Here is a 15,657-nt window from a genome sequence, read left to right as displayed (position 1 = left end):
CGGTCCATTTATGGATCTAGGCAGATATCTATTTGATTAGATTTATTAAAAGCAGGTGCAGTTCTTCAGCGGATACTGCCCATAAAAAGTATAACAAAAAATAGAAAGCATTGGCTATATTAAATTTCTGGCGGTCTTTCAGGAATCGAGCTCAATATCTGCAGAGTAGACATAATGCAATTTTCCGCCGCTATCTTCAATCATCAAAACGCCATCGTCCGTAATTCCAAGGGCCTTTCCATAGATGCTGCCCGTAATAGTCCTGGCTGTAAGGCTCTTGCCGATGCTGACAGCATAGCTTTCCCATAAAAGTTTAATTGGATAGAATCCTTTATCCAGATAAAGTTTATATAGGGTCTCCAATTTTCCAAGAAGGATTTTTATCAATTCAGCTCTTGAGAGCTTTTCCCCTTTTTCAATTGATAAAGATGTAGCGATATTTTTTATGTCCTCCGGATAATCGTCAAGCTGCTGGTTCACATTGATGCCAATTCCAATTATGATTGAAATGATCCGGTCTGCATCCGCCTGAAGTTCAGTTAGGATCCCTGTTACCTTCTTGCCGTTCATTAAGATATCATTTGGCCATTTAATTTGCGGGGTCAAACCAGTTAGCTCTTCGATTGCCTGTACCACAGCCACAGCTGAAATCAGTGTAAGCTGGGGGGCCTTTGGAGGAGGAATATTCGGCCTCAAAATAACACTCATCCAAACCCCTGTGGATTTTGGCGAATGCCATCTGCGATCCATTCTCCCCCTGCCTGAAAGCTGTTCCTCCGCAATTACAATTGTTCCTTCCGGTGCGCCTTCATAGGCCAGCCGATGTGCAATTTTCTGGGTGGAGTCGACACTTTCTTCATGGTGAATATGGCGCCCAAGGGTTTCTGTTTTTAACCCCAGCCTGATTTCATCCGCAGTCACCTTTTCAGGTGTTTTGGTGATCCGATAGCCTTTTCTTCGTACAGCTTTCAGCTCGAAGCCTTCCTTTCTCAGCTCTTCTATATGCTTCCATACTGCCGTTCTTGAACACCCAATCAAGTCTGCTAAGTGCTGTCCTGATAGATATTCCTCTTTACTATTTGTAAAAGCATCAATCATTTTTTTCCTTATTTCTGATTGCACTTCATGAGCCACTCCCTTATGGATTCATTGCTATTTTTCAAAACGCCCTTTAACACGGCACTTTCCGCTTTTTCCAGTTCCGTTTTGATCCATGGACCAGGAGATTTGTCGAACCAGTTCATCAGATCATTCCCAGTAAGCTGAAGTTCGCTTCTTTGTTTTATTGGCAGGGTATGATAAAGATTGAGTACCTTATCTGTATTTCTCGTTATTTCGGAATTCTCAAGCACATTGTGTATCCGTTCAGCGCTTAGGGAAGATTCTTTCCCTGCATGATAAAGAGAAAATGCATCCCATTCGCTATCTGATCTGTACTGAATCCAATGCAGGAACGATAATATCTTTCTTGTTTTCTTTACAGGCATTTTCCAGTTTTTCAGAAAAAACTCTGCTTTTGGCAGGTCCATACCAAAGAGGTAAACAAGGAAGCCCCACATTTCTTCAACTGTCAGTCCACATGCATTATAATCTGCCGAACTGCATAGCTGCCTTTTGAAAACTGACATTTGCGGAAGATATTTGTATAACCCGGTTTCACTTATTATTTTTAGAGCCATCATGCGGTTCTTTCCAGCCAGCAGTTTTTCGAATTCTGCCAGTTTTCTCTCAACTGCAATTTTTTCCAGGAGATAAGCCATTGATGAAAGCGCCTCGAAAGTGGTTCTATCAATATCAAACGAGAGCTGGCTGAAAAAACGTACAGCCCTCATCATTCTAAGAGCATCTTCGGAAAATCTTTCTTCTGGCTTGCCAACAGTCCGAATGACTTTTTTCCCGATATCTTTTTTCCCATTAAAAGGATCAATTAACCGCCCACTTTTATCCATTGCAATGGCGTTCATGGTGAAATCTCTTCTTTTCAAATCTTCTTCCAAAGACCTGATAAATTGAACTTCAGATGGCCTTCTAAAATCAAGATACTCAGCCTCTGTCCTAAAAGTTGTAACTTCATAGGGTATGCCATTAAAAAGAACGATAACCGTTCCATGCTCGATACCAACATCAAGAGTCTTATTAAAGATAGATTTCAATTCCTCAGGAGTTGCAGAGGCGGCAATATCAACATCGGCAATCTCTTTCCCAAGCAGAAAATCCCTGACAGACCCCCCTACAAAATAAGCCTCATACCCTGCTTCCTCAATCCTTTCTAATACAGGAACAGCTTTTAAAAACGATTCGTTCATGCCTGGTCACCATTCTCTAAAAGCTCATAATAGAACTCTTCATATTGGGATACTATTTGATCTGCACTAAAAACTGCTTTTGCAAGTGAAACAGACTGTGAAGAAAACTTGCCATGAAGGTCTGCATCTTTTAGAAGAGAAATTGCTTTTTCGGATATTTCGTTAATAGCCCCAAGGCCGCAAATATAGCCTGTTTTCCCATCGGCAATAACTTCTGGGATACCTCCAACATTGGTGCCGATACAAGGAACTCCGCAAGCCATTGCTTCCAAAGCAACAAGTCCAAAACTTTCTTTTTCAGAGAGCAATAACATAAGATCACTGATGCTATAAAGCTCCTCCACATTATCCTGTTTGCCAAGGAACAGGACTTTGCCTTTAAGATTCATATCATTTACAAGTTTGCATATGACAGTCATTTCAGGACCATCGCCGACGAGAAGCAGTTTTGCGGGAACTTCTTCTGCTATTTTGGCAAAAGCTTTTACGACATCTGGCACTCTTTTTACACTGCGGAAATTTGAGACATGGATAATAACCTTCTCTTCAGGAGCGATGCCGTACTCATCCTTAAGATAAACAGAATCAGATTTCTGATACACCCTTTCATCTATAAAGTTATAAACCGTTTTTATCGTCTTATCAGGTTTTATTAAGTCATAGGTTTGCGAGATTAGGGCATTGGATACTGCAGTAACTCCGTCAGATTTCTCGATGCCGAAACGGATGGCGTCAGTAAGTGAGGGATCATAACCAAGTACAGTAATATCCGTTCCATGAAGAGTGGTCACAATTTTAATGTCCTTCCCGCTCATCTGTTTCGCCAATATGGCACATACAGCGTGAGGAATTGCATAATGGACATGTATTATGTCAAGTTCCTCCCTTTTTATTACTTCTGCCATTTTGCTTGCAAGTGCGATATCATATGGAGCATATTGAAATACCGAGTATTGGTTTACATCCACCTGATGGTAAAAAATATTATGATACATTCTTTTTAAACGAAATGGCAGGCTTGATGAAATAAAGTGAATCTCATGCCCTTTTTCAGCCAGCATTTTGCCTAATTCAGTTGCAACAACACCTGAGCCTCCTACTGTCGGATAGCAGGTGATTCCGATCTTAAGCTTTTTCATATGTCTTCACCAAATAAATCCCGATCCAAGAGTAGCGGCCTATTTGCTTTAAATCCCTCTGCATATTGAACCCCTGCCTGTTTCCCAAAAAGGGTTTCCCTTGACTGGACGGTTTCTATATAACCATTGACCAGAGGAGTTTCATAAGAATCAGGACTTCTTACAAATTGACTTTCATAGGCCTCCAGGCTGGCTATTTTTTTGTCCATAAAAGATGAGATATCGATCAGGAAGTCTGGTTTATGGAAACCATTAATCATGTAAAAGTGCAAGCTTTTCACCTTATGGGGCGCATAACCGCCTTCGGTTTCAAATTTTTTAATTCCTGCAGAAAAGATTGCCTCTTCAACCAGACGGGCACAGTGGCCATGGTCAGGGTGCCTGTCCTCCAAATATGGCGCAAAAACAAGAGATGGCCTGTATTTACGAATTACACCTGCGATTTTTGCTATGTATTCCTGATTATAATATAAGCCCCTGTCAGGTAAATTAAGGGTCTCTCTACTGGTTACTCCCAATATCTCCGCTGCTTTAAGGGCTTCTTCTTTTCGTGTTTCGACCGTTCCATTTGATGATAGTTCAGCCCTGGTAAGGTCGCATATCCCAATTTTTTTTCCGTTGGATGCATATTTGGCAATCGTTCCGCCCATGCCGATTTCAACATCATCCGCATGGGCGCCAAATGCCAAAATGTCCAGGTTATCGAAGTTCATTCGTGTCACCTTTTTCTCCTCTTACAATTTTCCTCCAGGATAAATCGCCACGTTCCAGTCCTTTAATGATGATTTCAGCAGTACCCATATTTGTTGCCAACGGAACAGCATATACGTCACAGAGGCGGACAAGTGCGGATACATCAGGCTCATGAGGCTGGACTGTAAGCGGATCTCTAAAGAAAAATACTACATCCATTTTATTATTGGCAATTAGTGCCCCGATCTCCTGATCACCGCCCAGGGGGCCTGACTGGAAACGGTGGATTTCCAGACCTGTTTCCTTTATAATGCGTGAACCGGTCGTACCGGTTGCATATAGGTTATGCCCGGATAAGATGGATTTATAGGCAATGGCAAAACGTACAATATCATCCTTTTTCTTATCATGAGCAATTAAAGCAATATTCATGTTTGCACCCCCTTTCTATTCCATTATATTTTCCAGTCCATAAACAAGAGTATCTATCTTTAGAACTGTGTCCACTGCCAGTTTCACTCCAGACATAAAAGAAGCACGGTTATAGGAGTCATGGCGAATCGTTAATGTTTGCCCTTCAGATCCAAACATAACCTGCTGATGGGCTATCAGGCCAGGCAATCGAACGGAGTGAATATGCATCCCGTCAAAATTGGCACCTCTGGCACCAGTAATCGATTCTTTTTCATTAGGGTGCCCCTGCTCCTTATTCTCTCTGACATCCGCAATCATTTCTGCTGTTTTAACTGCAGTACCAGAAGGCGCGTCCAATTTTTGATCATGGTGCAATTCTATAATTTCTACATCTTTAAAGTATCTGCCTGCCATTTGTGAAAATTTCATCATTAAAACAGCACCAAGAGCAAAGTTAGGGGCAATAATGCAGCCAAGCCCTTTTTCATGGCAAAGTTCCTCAAGCTCCTGGAGGTTTTCCATTGTAAATCCTGTTGTTCCAACAACCGGCCTAACACCGTGTTCAAGAGCTGTTTTGGTATGCTCCATCCCGACTTCCGGGGTGGTCAGATCAATTAGGACATCTGGCTTCATCTCCTGAAAGCAGACTGACAAATCCGTATAGACCGGAATTTGGGCAAATTCTGAAAAGCCGTCAAAATCGCTGAGGAACCCTCCTCCATTCTTGCGGTCAATTACAGCAGCCAAATCATAGTTTTCAGTTTTTTTAATAAGCTGAACAGCTTCTCTTCCCATCCTTCCGCGAGGTCCGGCTATGGCAATTTTGACTTTATCCATTTCATTTCTCTCCTTAATCTTCAATTCTTGTCCATCTGTCTTTATCACGCGTATTAAATTTTTTCATAACCCGGTCATGTGCATCCTGCAAATCAATATTTAATGAATTTGCGAAGCATATTAAAACAAATAACATATCACCAAGCTCTTCTTCGATAGCCTTTTCTTCCTCAGTGGACTTTTTTGGTTTTTCACCGTAATAATGGTTCACCTCTCTTGAAAGCTCCCCAAGTTCTTCAGTCATCCTTGCAAGCATTGCCAATGGACTGAAATACCCTTCTTTAAACTGGCTTATGTATGTATCTACTTCTGTTTGCATTTCTTTCATTGTTTTGTTGTCTGGCATTTATTTCACCTCAGCTTTTTACGGTTTCACACGGAGATTTCCACTTTTCATGTTAGCTAAAGCTCAGCCCTATTACAAATATTTTTATTTAAAATATTTGTAATAGGGCTGATCATGTATGCTCCGATGTCTTACCCCTGATGTTATTGCTCTTATTACCTGTATCTTATATAATTAGATACGCTTTGAATATGAGATAATTAGGTAGTGGAGGGATATTATGCTTTTTGGATTAAAATTTAAAAATATCTTTTTCATTTTGCTTGGAGCAGCCATCTTTTCATTTGGACTTGTTCATTTTAATATGCAAAATAATCTAGCTGAAGGCGGATTCACCGGAATCACATTGCTGCTCTACTTTCTTTTCAAATGGGATCCTTCCTATACAAATCTATTATTAAATATACCCCTCTTTTTTATAGGCTGGAAGCTTCTGGGAAGGAATGTATTTTTCTACACCATTATCGGAACTGTCAGTGTATCGATTTTCTTGTGGATTTTTCAGCGATACCAAATTGAAATGCCTTTAAATGAAGATCTGACTCTTGCTGCTTTATTTGCTGGTGTATTTATTGGAATTGGCCTGGGCACCATTTTCCGGTATGGAGGAACGACGGGCGGGGTTGATATTATCGCCAGGCTTACCCATAAATACGCAGGCGTAAGCATGGGTAAAACAATGTTTATTTTTGACTTTTTCGTAATTGCCCTGTCCTTAATAACTTATCTGGACTACCGTGAAGCCATGTATACCCTTGTCGCTGTTTTTGTTGGCGCCAAAGTGATTGATTTTATGCAAGAGGGTGCTTATGCTGCAAGAGGAGCTATGATTATATCTGAACAAAATGATGCAATTGCTGAAAAAATCATGAAGGAAATGGACAGAGGTGTAACTGTTTTAAAAGGCCATGGCTCTTTTACCAAAAAAGAGCGGGAGGTTTTATATTGTGTTGTCGGAAGAAATGAAATCGTCCGGCTAAAAAATGTCATAATCTCGGTAGATCCCCATGCGTTTGTTTCTGTTACAGCAGTTCATGATGTGCTTGGAGAAGGATTTACATTGGACGAAAACAAAAAGCCGGTTGAGCATTAAAACTTTTTAACCATAAAAAATAGTAAACTTGCTTTGCTGGTTCTGGACCAATAAATAATAAGAGATGACCTTAGGGAGGCCATCTCTTTTTTATGAAACAAAAAGCCAGCTTTTTACTCGGACCTTGTCATGCCCGTGTAAATCAGTATTAAACGAAGCAATTCAAGAACAGCAACCGCTGCAGCCGCTACATATGTCAATGCAGCTGCGTTCAATACCTTTTTCGTTTCCCTTTCCTCATCATTTCTGATAATGCCTAAGGATACTACCTGATCCATAGCCCGATTAGAGGCATTATATTCAACAGGCAGTGTAATGACCTGAAAAACTACGGCTGCTGCCATAAAAATAATCCCCAATAATACCATTCCGCTCATACCGGCAAAAAATCCGATCATAATCAAAATCCAGGAAAAGTTAGAACCAAGATTCGCAACCGGGACCAATGCATGGCGAAAGCGCAGGAAAGCATAATCCTGATGGTCCTGAATTGCATGGCCAACTTCGTGGGCAGCAATTGCAGCTGCAGCCACAGAATGCCCATGATAATTTGTGGCTGATAGCCTAACCGTCTTTGACCTTGGGTCATAGTGATCCGTCAAATGACCGCGGGTTTCTTCAACACCTACCTGATAAAGTCCGTTTGCATCCAAAATCTTTCTTGCTACCTCAGCACCTCTCATTTGGGTTGAGGAAGGAACTTTAGAATACTTGCTATATGCACCCTTTACTTTCATTTGCGCCCAAATCGGCACAATGATTATAATCGCAAAATAAATGAGATATCCTCCCATTCTTTTACCTCCTATGCTTATCGTGATGTTCTGCTTCAGCACAAAACATACCCTATTCGAACTGCGGAAGTCTTTCTTTACATTTCCCTTGTTCCTTATGATTAAAACATGCCCAGCGGTTAAAAATTGCTGCTGAGGCTGTTAAAGATGTAAATCATTATATTTTGGGCAGCACATCAATGTCAATCTTTTAACTCTCTGGAACGATTCTTTTGTCTTGCTTTATCTCCCTTATATTTTCTCCAGCCAACGTAGGATAATGTAAGGATGATTATGCTTCCGGTCGAAATAATTACCCACCAAAGAGAAGGATCTGCTTCGTCCTCGGTCATATCATCAAAGAGCGTCTGAAGATCGCTTTCCAGTGCTTCAAGCTCCTGCTGGCTGGACTGCTGGGTGAGAACCTGGGGGCGATAATGATCAATAAAATTTATGCGGGCATTCAATTTTTGAATTCTTTCTGCATCCACATCTATTTTCAGGCTCGGATAAATAACCTCGTATAATGACAAAAAGGCATTCAAATTCGAATGAAAATTTTCATTATTGCCACTGTATGCCGCTTCCTTTACATTCCCAAAAACGGTCATAATTGGTTTTTCCATTTCTGTCCATAAAGGCTGATAATTAGAGGAAATTGCATCCATGACAAGTCTGAACTTTGTTACATTATTCAGCCGTTCATCATGGCTCATTGATGTATTTACTGCAGCTTGAACAGCATCATTATGAGATACCGTAACGATACGGAGTTCATCCATCGTAAACGGCCTTTCTTTGCCATTAATAGCCACGAACTGCTCGGAAAAATACTCAAGAAGCTTTTTGGCATCTTCATATCTATGGAGCTTAACCATTTGCAGTGCTTCATCAGATAATTGGTCCAGCTTTTCTATATGTGAGGTCCTATCTGCAAATCCTTGTCCAGGCAATATCATTAATAGAAAAATTAAGACTGCGATTAATTTCCGCCTCATTAACTTGTCCCCCCTCAAATTACTATTAGATATGTATGAAAAAGAGGACAAGGTTAGACCAGAAATTATTGCTTGAGCTATGATATTTAATTTTATGAAGAAATTGAGGACTATTTTGTTAAATCTAAACTGAACCGGTTTTTTCTTATTACCAGATAGTAAGCTGCACCCAAAGAGAAGATACTCAGCCAAAATGTAAAGTAGCCAATTTGGGGTGTATACAGGTTCAAAATTGGATATCGGGGAAGCATGAAAAAGACATAATCGATTACATCATTATGAAGAGTCCAAATGGCAGTCAATACAAGATGCCAGAGTTTAAAACGGTAAAAAGGAGCATATAAAACCCCTTGGACCGCCATGGCTCCATGTGAAAAAATCAGCATAAGTGCAGCAGGATCCAGATTTCCGGTAACCTGAAAAACAAGCAAGTTCATTACAACAGCCCAAATCCCATATTTCACAAGAGTTACAATAGCCAAAGCTTCAAGAAGCGGCCAATTCTTCCCCATCAAAAAGGCAATCAAAACAAACACAAAAAACAAACTGGCAGTCGGGCTATCCGGAACGAATGGCAGAAATATAGCAGGAGTGTCAACAATCTGCCATTTGTACCATATATATCCATAAATCGTTCCAGCCGTATTGATAACCAGAAGCAGCATTAATACTGCTCTGCTGGCCAACATAGGATAAATCCACTTCATCTATTATCCCCTTCTCTTCTAGCATCATATTATTTCATTATTTTACCATAGTATGCCTTTTACAAAAAAGCTCTGCCTGCTGATTTTATCTCAGGGACGCTCACTATAGGAAGCAGCATGACCGCTCCTTCGGCATACTTAGCATCGAGGGTCCGCCTATTTTTTGATTTGCTCAGCTGAATGAATGAACCTACAGGAAGGAAACTCGATGCATTTTAAATATCTTCCTCACTATTCATAAAAAGGTGATTATAAGTTTTAAATATAGCTATAAAAAAATAAGAAGCTGGCAGAAGCCAGCTTCTCAAGGTTTATTTACTTTCAAGGCCGGAGATAAACTCGGCCAATTTTTGAAGTTCTTCATCAGTGCCTTTGAACATACCGGCAGGCATTGCACCCTTACCGTTCTTGGCAATATCAGCAACTTCTTCAGGTGTTAAGCCTGTGTCAACAAGTGCAGGTGAACCCGCGCCCCCCTGAAGGTCTCCCCCATGACAGGAAACACAGCCATTCGCTTCAAAAATCTTATAGCCATCAGATTCTTTATCGAATTCTACTTCGGCAACAATCTTACCTTGTTCTGCTGCAGCTTCCCAGTCATGGTGTGCAACAGACTCCCACGTTAAGTAAGTAATACCGGCTAATGCCAACAGCATAAATCCAGTAGCTAAAGGACGCTTGGATGGACGGCGTTCAGGTCCGCGGTCAATAAACGGAGCAAGCAATAAAGCTCCAAAAGCAAGCCCTGGAATGATGAACGCTCCAATTGCATTATAAGGTCCTGATGCATAGCTATACTTTAACAGCTGGTACAAGAACAAGAAGTACCAGTCAGGCAGCGGGATATAAGCTGTATCACTTGGATCTGCAATTTTTTCTAATGGCGGCTCATGCGCTATTGTCAAACTGAGGAAACCGATAAGGAAAACAGCTCCTACCATCCATTCCTTTAATAAGAAGTTTGGCCAGAATGCTTCTGTTTTACCTGGATATTCCGAATAGTCTTTCGGGATATTCGGTTTGCGTTCAGCAGGGACACGGGAGTCACCTACAAATTTCATACCTTTACCACGATGCATTGGGCGATTTCCCCTCCTTCTTGAATATTTAGGCAGTGTTTAAGTTTAAAAAGCGTTTAAGTTCTTTCGAGCAGGGTTCACACGCTGAACTCCCGCTCAGCGCTTTCATATATCTTACAACGGTCCAGAAATACCTTGTTTACGGATCATAATAAAGTGGGCAGCCATTAACCCGAATAGTGCAGCCGGAAGGAAGAATACATGGATTGCAAAGAAACGGGTAATAGTTTGAGCTCCGACAATATCAGAATGTCCGGCAATAAGTATTTTCAGATACTCCCCAATCAATGGAGTTGACTCTACGATCTGGATTGTTACTTTTGTAGCAAAAAGGGCTTTCATATCCCAAGGCAATAAGTAACCAGTTAGTCCAAGTGCAAGCATCACGAAGAAAATAAGCACTCCGACAATCCAGTTTAATTCACGGGGCTTCTTGTAAGCTCCCTGGAAGAAAACACGTAACGTATGTAAGAACATCATTACGATTACCAAACTTGCTCCCCAGTGATGCATTCCGCGGACAATTTGACCGAATGCAACATGGTTTTGCAGGTAATACACGGATTCCCATGCATTTTTAATATCCGGGACATAATACATTGTCAGGAACATACCGGATAAAATTTGAATTACTGTAACGAAGAACGTCAGACCGCCAAAACAGTAAACAAACGCAGAGAAGTGATGCGCAGGGTTTACATGCTCGGGCACTTCATGGTCAGCGATATCCCGCCAGATCGGCGTAATATCTAAACGCTCATCTACCCAATCATAAATTTTGTTTAACAATTATTACGCCTCCTTTCGCGGTTCAGCCTTGCCTAAATACAAGAAGCCATCTTTTTCTGTGTAAGGAAATACATCAAGCGGTGCAACTGGCGGTGTACCTGGAACGTTTGTCCCATCCTTTGTATAAAGGCCGCCATGGCAAGGGCAATAGAAATGGTCAGGGTTTGATTTGTCAGTATTCCAGTCAACTACACATCCTAAATGCTTACAAACTGGAGACAATGCAACAATTTCACCCTTTTCATCCTTATAAACCCACGCAGTGCCGGTAACTTCGGATGTGTACCATGCATCCTGCTGCTCATAAGTGTAATCAACCCTTGTCGGTGTTTCTGTAATTTCAGCCATTTTTTGCTTTGTTGGAATAAAATCACTTTCTCCAGCTGCCTGCAAAACCGGATCGACCGCAAAGCGGACCATCGGCATAAGCATGCCTGCTGCCATGAAACCGCCTACACCAGTAAGTGTATAGTTTAGGAATTGACGTCTAGAAACTCGATTTTTGCTCATACTTTTCCCCCCTCTATTATGAAGTTAAGTCCAACGGACAAAATTCAACACAATATAAAACTAGGACATAACAATGATATATCAATCTTTATGTAAGGTCAATATAATCCTTTGGCGAAAGATGTCAATAGTATGACTTAAAATTCGAACTATTCACCATTTTGCCACTTTTGCACAAACAAGTTTAAAAGCTGCTTCACCTGATCTTCCAGAATGGAATTTTTATAGTTTTCATCCATATGCTCAAGGGGCAGGGATGGCAGCCAAATTACGCCTCCCTCCAAACTGCTTTCCAACCCTTTCCATAAGCTGTCAGAAGTGAGGTGAAAAATATGCTTAAATCCTTGCGCTTTAAGCTCCTCTTCCCATTCCTTTATGGAGTTGACAAGCCGGTCCTCCGGAACTGTTCTCAAATAAGAATAGCCCGGCAGCATGATTAGGCGCCCTCTAAATTGCCGCTCAAGCTGCACACTGAGAAGAGATATGAATTCAGTCATCGCGACTGACTGTTTTATATCTTCACCGAATGAGACTGGAAGGAGCGGCATAACAACCGTATCCACATATTGCTTCTCTTTCAGGAACATATCAATGTCCTGGGAAATCCACTTCATTTGATTCACTCCATTACAGAAATTTACCTTATAAATATATCATTATTCATTGAGATGCTACAAATAAGAAAAAATCTTCTGCAAACGCACTTGTTAATCCAAAAATTAAAGCCCTGCTTTATTAAAAAGCAAGGCTTAGGTAGTTTCCAATTTATTCAGCTGCTGAGTTAAAATGCTAAACGCTTTTTTATCTTGTTTATCAAGTGCCTCATCGATTAATTCAAGAAGCTTTTCTCTTCTGAACTTTTCCAGGCTTTCAGACAGGAATCTTTCAGCAATCAGACGGTCCTTTTCACTGATTTGGAGGCTTTTGGGCATAAATGGGTTTTCCTCCATTACTGCAGCATATTGATGAGCCTTATTGGAAGCGTGGAAATTCAGCTGAATGTATATTTCCTCATCACGGTTTAACCGGATATCATGGAACGACTTTTCAGCATCTGTGGTCATAACGTTCTCTTTGTAAAAACGGAATGGAACTTCGTCAACACAATGGGTCGACATGATCAATCCGCGAGGGCAATACTGTGCCTGCTCCACAAAATGCACTTTCTCCATCAGCTGGTCATGACTCATCAAATAGTTAAGAATCCATACACATTCTCTTCTTTTTAGCTGATAGTGATTTAAAAACCAGCGTATAAAATCTTTCTTCTCGTTGACAGATACAGGGGTCGCCATTTTTGATTCCCTCCTCTGCTTATAAAACTAATTTGGCCTAACTGTTTTTCAATAAGGCTGCCCCTACCAGCAAGGAAGGAACCCTTCCTATCTAATGCCGCCTTATTTAAGCAAGAAAATCATCTGTAAGTCTTTGCAGAACATCCAAGTACTCTTCATTGCCTGGTTCAAGTTTAATTAATGTATTAAAAATTTCGGCAGCCTCTTCCCTTTTTCCTTCCTCAATTAAAAAATATCCATAATCAGAAAGAAAATCCGGCTGCTGCTTAAAGAAAGTATATGCAAGCTGGTATTTGTTTAATGCCTCTGAAAATTCTTCATTATTTTGATAAGCAACAGCAGCATCCCATAATAGCTGCGGTTCTTCCTCATCTAAATCACTCATCATATTTGCGATTTCAATAACATCTTCATATCTTTCCTGCTGAAGCAGCAGTTTATTTAAAGTAACGGCAGCTTGCACATACTCAGGATCAAGAGCAATTGCCTGCCTGATCATATCTTCAGCCTCTTTTTCATCCCCACTCTTCAAGGCCAGCTTCCCGCCATAAAAGAATAGCTCTTTATTGAACTCATCCTGCTTGATCCCTTCTTTTACGGCCGCTAGCCCCTTGGCAGCCTCTTCTTCCCTCTCGTAGGCCTGTGCAAGATAAAGATATAAGGAATGATATTCAGGGTCGATTTCTTTCAACTCGCTGAACTTTTCAATAGCTGTCCGGTTATAGCCAGCCTGAAGCGCTGTGAAAGCATAGCTGAAGAGTGTATTGATCTCCAGTTTATCCTCGAGTGCTTTTTCATAGTATGGAAGGGCCTCTTCAAAAGCTCCTCCTGCACTAAGGACTTCCGCAAGCCTTTGGTTTACATTAATGCCTGCAATGATTTCCTCTTTTTCTAATACCTTTTCATAAACACGGATGGCTTCAAGAAATTTCCCTTGTTCAGCATAAAGCTCACCCAGGGCAAAATCCACAATTACCTCATCAGGGAGTATATCTTTTGCCTTTAGCAGCTTTTGCTCACTGACCTCGTATAATCCGTCCATTTGATAGAGATCCGCTAGCAATAGCAGTGACTGAGGATAACTCGGGTCCTTTTCATTGATCCTTTCAAGGACAAGAATTGCTTCCTCTTCATTCCCCAGATCTATATGCGTTTCCGCTAATAATACAAGCAGTTCACCCTCTTCGGGATAAGCTTCCAAAAGCCTTTCATAAAGCGCTTTGGCTTCCTCAAGGAAACCATACTGAAAGAGTTCTTCTGCGAGGAGAAACCTTTCCTCATGTGAACCGCTAATCAAAATTTGCTGATAACTTTCTATTGCTTCTTCATGTTGACCGTTTTCTAAAAGAGTAATGATTTTATTTACTTTATCCATACTGAATTCCTTTCGAATGCTAATCCGCCATTTTAAAGTAAGCTGGTGTATTGATTATAATGTGCTCGCCAAATCCCGGCCGAAAAGCAATTTCTTGCCCTGCACGGATCACCCTTCCTTTTTGGACCGTAACAGCGAGTTTATCTCTATGATAATGAAACAAGCCGGATTCTTCAATGGTAAGGCCCTCGCTGGGCTTTAAATATAAATTATAGGTTAATTCGCCGCCTTGCTGAATATTGCCCTTTATCGGGTATATCCCGATTTTGGAAAGAATCCTGCGGGAAAGGGGTTCATGCTCCATTATTTCTTCTGGCATGGAGGGAATTTTCTGTTCTTTCATCCATTTGTCCCACACTGTCTTAATTCTGCTTTTCTCTTTACCATTCCTGCCTAAAAAAACAGGTGCCAGCGGACAATTATAAGGAAACATAGATTCACGCACCCATCCCCAGGGAACATGTTCAAGCTCTTCTGCATCAGTCACTTCGACGAAGATAACCGGCACTCTTTCCCTTTTGCATTTTCTTACAAAAGAGGGAGTTAACAGGCGAACTGGAATTCTCACTCCAATAATATAATCGATTGGGCTGCTTAATAAACGTGCTCTAAGCCCTTTAATATCACTTTTCATTGAATATTCGTGCTTAACTGCGGCGGCTGTAAGGAAAGCCGTACATCCTTTAAGGAGGAATTCCTTAATAAAATAATCCTTTAATTCATGGAAAGGTTTCTCTGCAGGAATAGCTGTATCCAAAACCACAAAACCCGAAGTCATGATAAATGGATTTGCATCCATTCTGGTAAATTGAAACCTTTTCAACTCCGGCTGCATTAATGATATTTCATTGTTCCTGACTAAAAGTGAAGCCTTTTTCAGCTTGTCTTCCTTTAAAATATTTGCATTCTCAATAATATAAGTCATAAAACCACCCTCTAAAACGGTCTTATGACAAGCTATGTTTTTTTTATGAAAATATGACTGTTCAATAGAAAAAAGAGCTGCAGGAATACTAATAGGTTCAATATTGGGAGAAAAAAATCGAATAGGATTCTAACCTAATTACCATTCGTTTTTTAATAATAAATATACAGGACATTTAGCAAATTACGCTGATAGCACTCAGTAAAGGAACCTTGAAGAAGGACATTCTCCTTGTATCTGATCCCATTATTGGCCTTCATAGCCTTAATGATGGACATTTTCCCTGCATCCGACCTCATTCTTGGCCTTCATAACCCTTATGATGCACATTTTCTCTGCATCCGACCTCATTCTTGGCCTTCATAACCCTTATGATGC

The 15,657-nt window shown here is 40.7% G+C and carries 18 protein-coding genes; 1 reads left to right on the top strand and 17 read right to left on the bottom strand.

Annotated elements, in window-relative coordinates; genetic code table 11:
* Window positions 1-138: 138 nt before the first annotated feature.
* The 7 genes from L634_RS0102540 to L634_RS0102510 are packed head-to-tail and all read right to left on the bottom strand — an operon-like array spanning window position 139 to window position 5,735.
* The gene (locus tag L634_RS0102540) at window positions 139-1,122 is read right to left on the bottom strand and encodes a biotin--[acetyl-CoA-carboxylase] ligase (RefSeq protein ID WP_026581088.1); all 984 of its coding nucleotides are present in this window, start codon (window positions 1,120-1,122) and stop codon (window positions 139-141) included.
* Complete coding sequence (locus tag L634_RS0102535) at window positions 1,107-2,306, bottom strand: CCA tRNA nucleotidyltransferase (protein ID WP_026581087.1); 1,200 nt, start codon at window positions 2,304-2,306, stop codon at window positions 1,107-1,109. The genes L634_RS0102540 and L634_RS0102535 overlap by 16 nt, the downstream gene beginning before the upstream one ends.
* Window positions 2,303-3,445: an N-acetyl-alpha-D-glucosaminyl L-malate synthase BshA gene (gene bshA / locus L634_RS0102530; RefSeq protein WP_026581086.1), complete on the bottom strand. Its 1,143-nt coding sequence runs from the start codon at window positions 3,443-3,445 to the stop codon at window positions 2,303-2,305. Before bshA ends, L634_RS0102535 begins: the two co-directional genes overlap by 4 nt.
* Window positions 3,442-4,158, bottom strand: coding sequence for a bacillithiol biosynthesis deacetylase BshB1 (gene bshB1, locus L634_RS0102525; protein WP_026581085.1), 717 nt, complete (start codon window positions 4,156-4,158; stop codon window positions 3,442-3,444). The genes bshA and bshB1 overlap by 4 nt, the downstream gene beginning before the upstream one ends.
* Window positions 4,145-4,570: a methylglyoxal synthase gene (gene mgsA / locus L634_RS0102520; RefSeq protein WP_026581084.1), complete on the bottom strand. Its 426-nt coding sequence runs from the start codon at window positions 4,568-4,570 to the stop codon at window positions 4,145-4,147. The genes bshB1 and mgsA overlap by 14 nt, the downstream gene beginning before the upstream one ends.
* 15 nt (window positions 4,571-4,585) lie before the next feature.
* Entirely contained in the window at window positions 4,586-5,389 is an 804-nt protein-coding gene (dapB, locus tag L634_RS0102515) for a 4-hydroxy-tetrahydrodipicolinate reductase (RefSeq protein WP_026581083.1), read from the bottom strand.
* Between the two features lie 13 nt (window positions 5,390-5,402).
* Complete coding sequence (locus tag L634_RS0102510; RefSeq protein ID WP_026581082.1) at window positions 5,403-5,735, bottom strand: nucleotide pyrophosphohydrolase; 333 nt, start codon at window positions 5,733-5,735, stop codon at window positions 5,403-5,405.
* A gap of 220 nt (window positions 5,736-5,955) precedes the next feature.
* Here L634_RS0102510 and L634_RS0102505 point away from each other — a divergent pair, with 220 nt between their 5' ends.
* Window positions 5,956-6,828 carry a YitT family protein gene (locus tag L634_RS0102505; protein ID WP_026581081.1) on the top strand — a complete coding sequence of 291 codons (873 nt, stop codon included), beginning with the start codon at window positions 5,956-5,958 and terminating at the stop codon, window positions 6,826-6,828.
* A 113-nt stretch (window positions 6,829-6,941) separates the two neighbouring features.
* Here L634_RS0102505 and L634_RS0102500 read toward each other — a convergent pair whose 3' ends face one another.
* The 10 genes from L634_RS0102500 to L634_RS0102455 form a co-directional block, all read right to left on the bottom strand.
* Entirely contained in the window at window positions 6,942-7,622 is a 681-nt protein-coding gene (locus L634_RS0102500) for a zinc metallopeptidase (protein ID WP_026581080.1), read from the bottom strand.
* 182 nt (window positions 7,623-7,804) lie between these two features.
* Window positions 7,805-8,599 carry a sporulation protein YpjB gene (gene ypjB / locus L634_RS0102495; protein WP_026581079.1) on the bottom strand — a complete coding sequence of 265 codons (795 nt, stop codon included), beginning with the start codon at window positions 8,597-8,599 and terminating at the stop codon, window positions 7,805-7,807.
* A gap of 110 nt (window positions 8,600-8,709) precedes the next feature.
* Window positions 8,710-9,306 carry a DUF1405 domain-containing protein gene (locus L634_RS0102490; protein ID WP_026581078.1) on the bottom strand — a complete coding sequence of 199 codons (597 nt, stop codon included), beginning with the start codon at window positions 9,304-9,306 and terminating at the stop codon, window positions 8,710-8,712.
* Between the two features lie 311 nt (window positions 9,307-9,617).
* Window positions 9,618-10,385 carry a menaquinol-cytochrome c reductase cytochrome b/c subunit gene (locus L634_RS0102485; protein ID WP_026581077.1) on the bottom strand — a complete coding sequence of 256 codons (768 nt, stop codon included), beginning with the start codon at window positions 10,383-10,385 and terminating at the stop codon, window positions 9,618-9,620.
* 114 nt (window positions 10,386-10,499) lie between these two features.
* On the bottom strand, window positions 10,500-11,174 hold the full coding sequence (qcrB, locus tag L634_RS0102480) for a menaquinol-cytochrome c reductase cytochrome b subunit (RefSeq protein WP_026581076.1): 675 nt from the start codon (window positions 11,172-11,174) through the stop codon (window positions 10,500-10,502).
* 3 nt (window positions 11,175-11,177) lie between these two features.
* The gene (locus tag L634_RS0102475) at window positions 11,178-11,684 is read right to left on the bottom strand and encodes a ubiquinol-cytochrome c reductase iron-sulfur subunit (protein WP_026581075.1); all 507 of its coding nucleotides are present in this window, start codon (window positions 11,682-11,684) and stop codon (window positions 11,178-11,180) included.
* 149 nt (window positions 11,685-11,833) lie between these two features.
* The gene (locus L634_RS0102470; protein WP_026581074.1) at window positions 11,834-12,298 is read right to left on the bottom strand and encodes a YpiF family protein; all 465 of its coding nucleotides are present in this window, start codon (window positions 12,296-12,298) and stop codon (window positions 11,834-11,836) included.
* 135 nt (window positions 12,299-12,433) lie between these two features.
* Entirely contained in the window at window positions 12,434-12,979 is a 546-nt protein-coding gene (locus L634_RS0102465) for a ReoY family proteolytic degradation factor (RefSeq protein ID WP_026581073.1), read from the bottom strand.
* A gap of 106 nt (window positions 12,980-13,085) precedes the next feature.
* Window positions 13,086-14,354 (bottom strand): tetratricopeptide repeat protein, encoded by a 1,269-nt coding sequence (locus L634_RS0102460; RefSeq protein ID WP_026581072.1) that lies wholly within the window; start codon window positions 14,352-14,354, stop codon window positions 13,086-13,088.
* Between the two features lie 19 nt (window positions 14,355-14,373).
* On the bottom strand, window positions 14,374-15,279 hold the full coding sequence (locus tag L634_RS0102455; RefSeq protein ID WP_026581071.1) for a hypothetical protein: 906 nt from the start codon (window positions 15,277-15,279) through the stop codon (window positions 14,374-14,376).
* Window positions 15,280-15,657 lie beyond the last annotated feature (378 nt).

The sequence above is a fragment of the Bacillus sp. J33 genome (assembly GCF_000518885.1).
Classification (GTDB): domain Bacteria; phylum Bacillota; class Bacilli; order Bacillales; family Cytobacillaceae; genus Cytobacillus.
Note: the sequence above shows the minus strand (reverse complement) of the source record. Positions and strands in the feature narration are given on the sequence as shown.

What these genes read in the sequence shown, in the direction of transcription:
- L634_RS0102535 (WP_026581087.1), bottom strand. Translation starts at nt 2,306, where the DNA reads ATGAACGAATCGTTTTTAAAAGCTGTTCCTGTATTAGAAAGGATTGAG.
- bshA (WP_026581086.1), bottom strand. Translation starts at nt 3,445, where the DNA reads ATGAAAAAGCTTAAGATCGGAATCACCTGCTATCCGACAGTAGGAGGC.
- bshB1 (WP_026581085.1), bottom strand. Translation starts at nt 4,158, where the DNA reads ATGAACTTCGATAACCTGGACATTTTGGCATTTGGCGCCCATGCGGAT.
- mgsA (WP_026581084.1), bottom strand. Translation starts at nt 4,570, where the DNA reads ATGAATATTGCTTTAATTGCTCATGATAAGAAAAAGGATGATATTGTA.
- dapB (WP_026581083.1), bottom strand. Translation starts at nt 5,389, where the DNA reads ATGGATAAAGTCAAAATTGCCATAGCCGGACCTCGCGGAAGGATGGGA.
- L634_RS0102510 (WP_026581082.1), bottom strand. Translation starts at nt 5,735, where the DNA reads ATGCCAGACAACAAAACAATGAAAGAAATGCAAACAGAAGTAGATACA.
- L634_RS0102505 (WP_026581081.1), top strand. Translation starts at nt 5,956, where the DNA reads ATGCTTTTTGGATTAAAATTTAAAAATATCTTTTTCATTTTGCTTGGA.
- L634_RS0102500 (WP_026581080.1), bottom strand. Translation starts at nt 7,622, where the DNA reads ATGGGAGGATATCTCATTTATTTTGCGATTATAATCATTGTGCCGATT.
- ypjB (WP_026581079.1), bottom strand. Translation starts at nt 8,599, where the DNA reads ATGAGGCGGAAATTAATCGCAGTCTTAATTTTTCTATTAATGATATTG.
- L634_RS0102490 (WP_026581078.1), bottom strand. Translation starts at nt 9,306, where the DNA reads ATGAAGTGGATTTATCCTATGTTGGCCAGCAGAGCAGTATTAATGCTG.
- L634_RS0102485 (WP_026581077.1), bottom strand. Translation starts at nt 10,385, where the DNA reads ATGCATCGTGGTAAAGGTATGAAATTTGTAGGTGACTCCCGTGTCCCT.
- L634_RS0102475 (WP_026581075.1), bottom strand. Translation starts at nt 11,684, where the DNA reads ATGAGCAAAAATCGAGTTTCTAGACGTCAATTCCTAAACTATACACTT.
- L634_RS0102470 (WP_026581074.1), bottom strand. Translation starts at nt 12,298, where the DNA reads ATGAAGTGGATTTCCCAGGACATTGATATGTTCCTGAAAGAGAAGCAA.
- L634_RS0102465 (WP_026581073.1), bottom strand. Translation starts at nt 12,979, where the DNA reads ATGGCGACCCCTGTATCTGTCAACGAGAAGAAAGATTTTATACGCTGG.
- L634_RS0102460 (WP_026581072.1), bottom strand. Translation starts at nt 14,354, where the DNA reads ATGGATAAAGTAAATAAAATCATTACTCTTTTAGAAAACGGTCAACAT.
- L634_RS0102455 (WP_026581071.1), bottom strand. Translation starts at nt 15,279, where the DNA reads ATGACTTATATTATTGAGAATGCAAATATTTTAAAGGAAGACAAGCTG.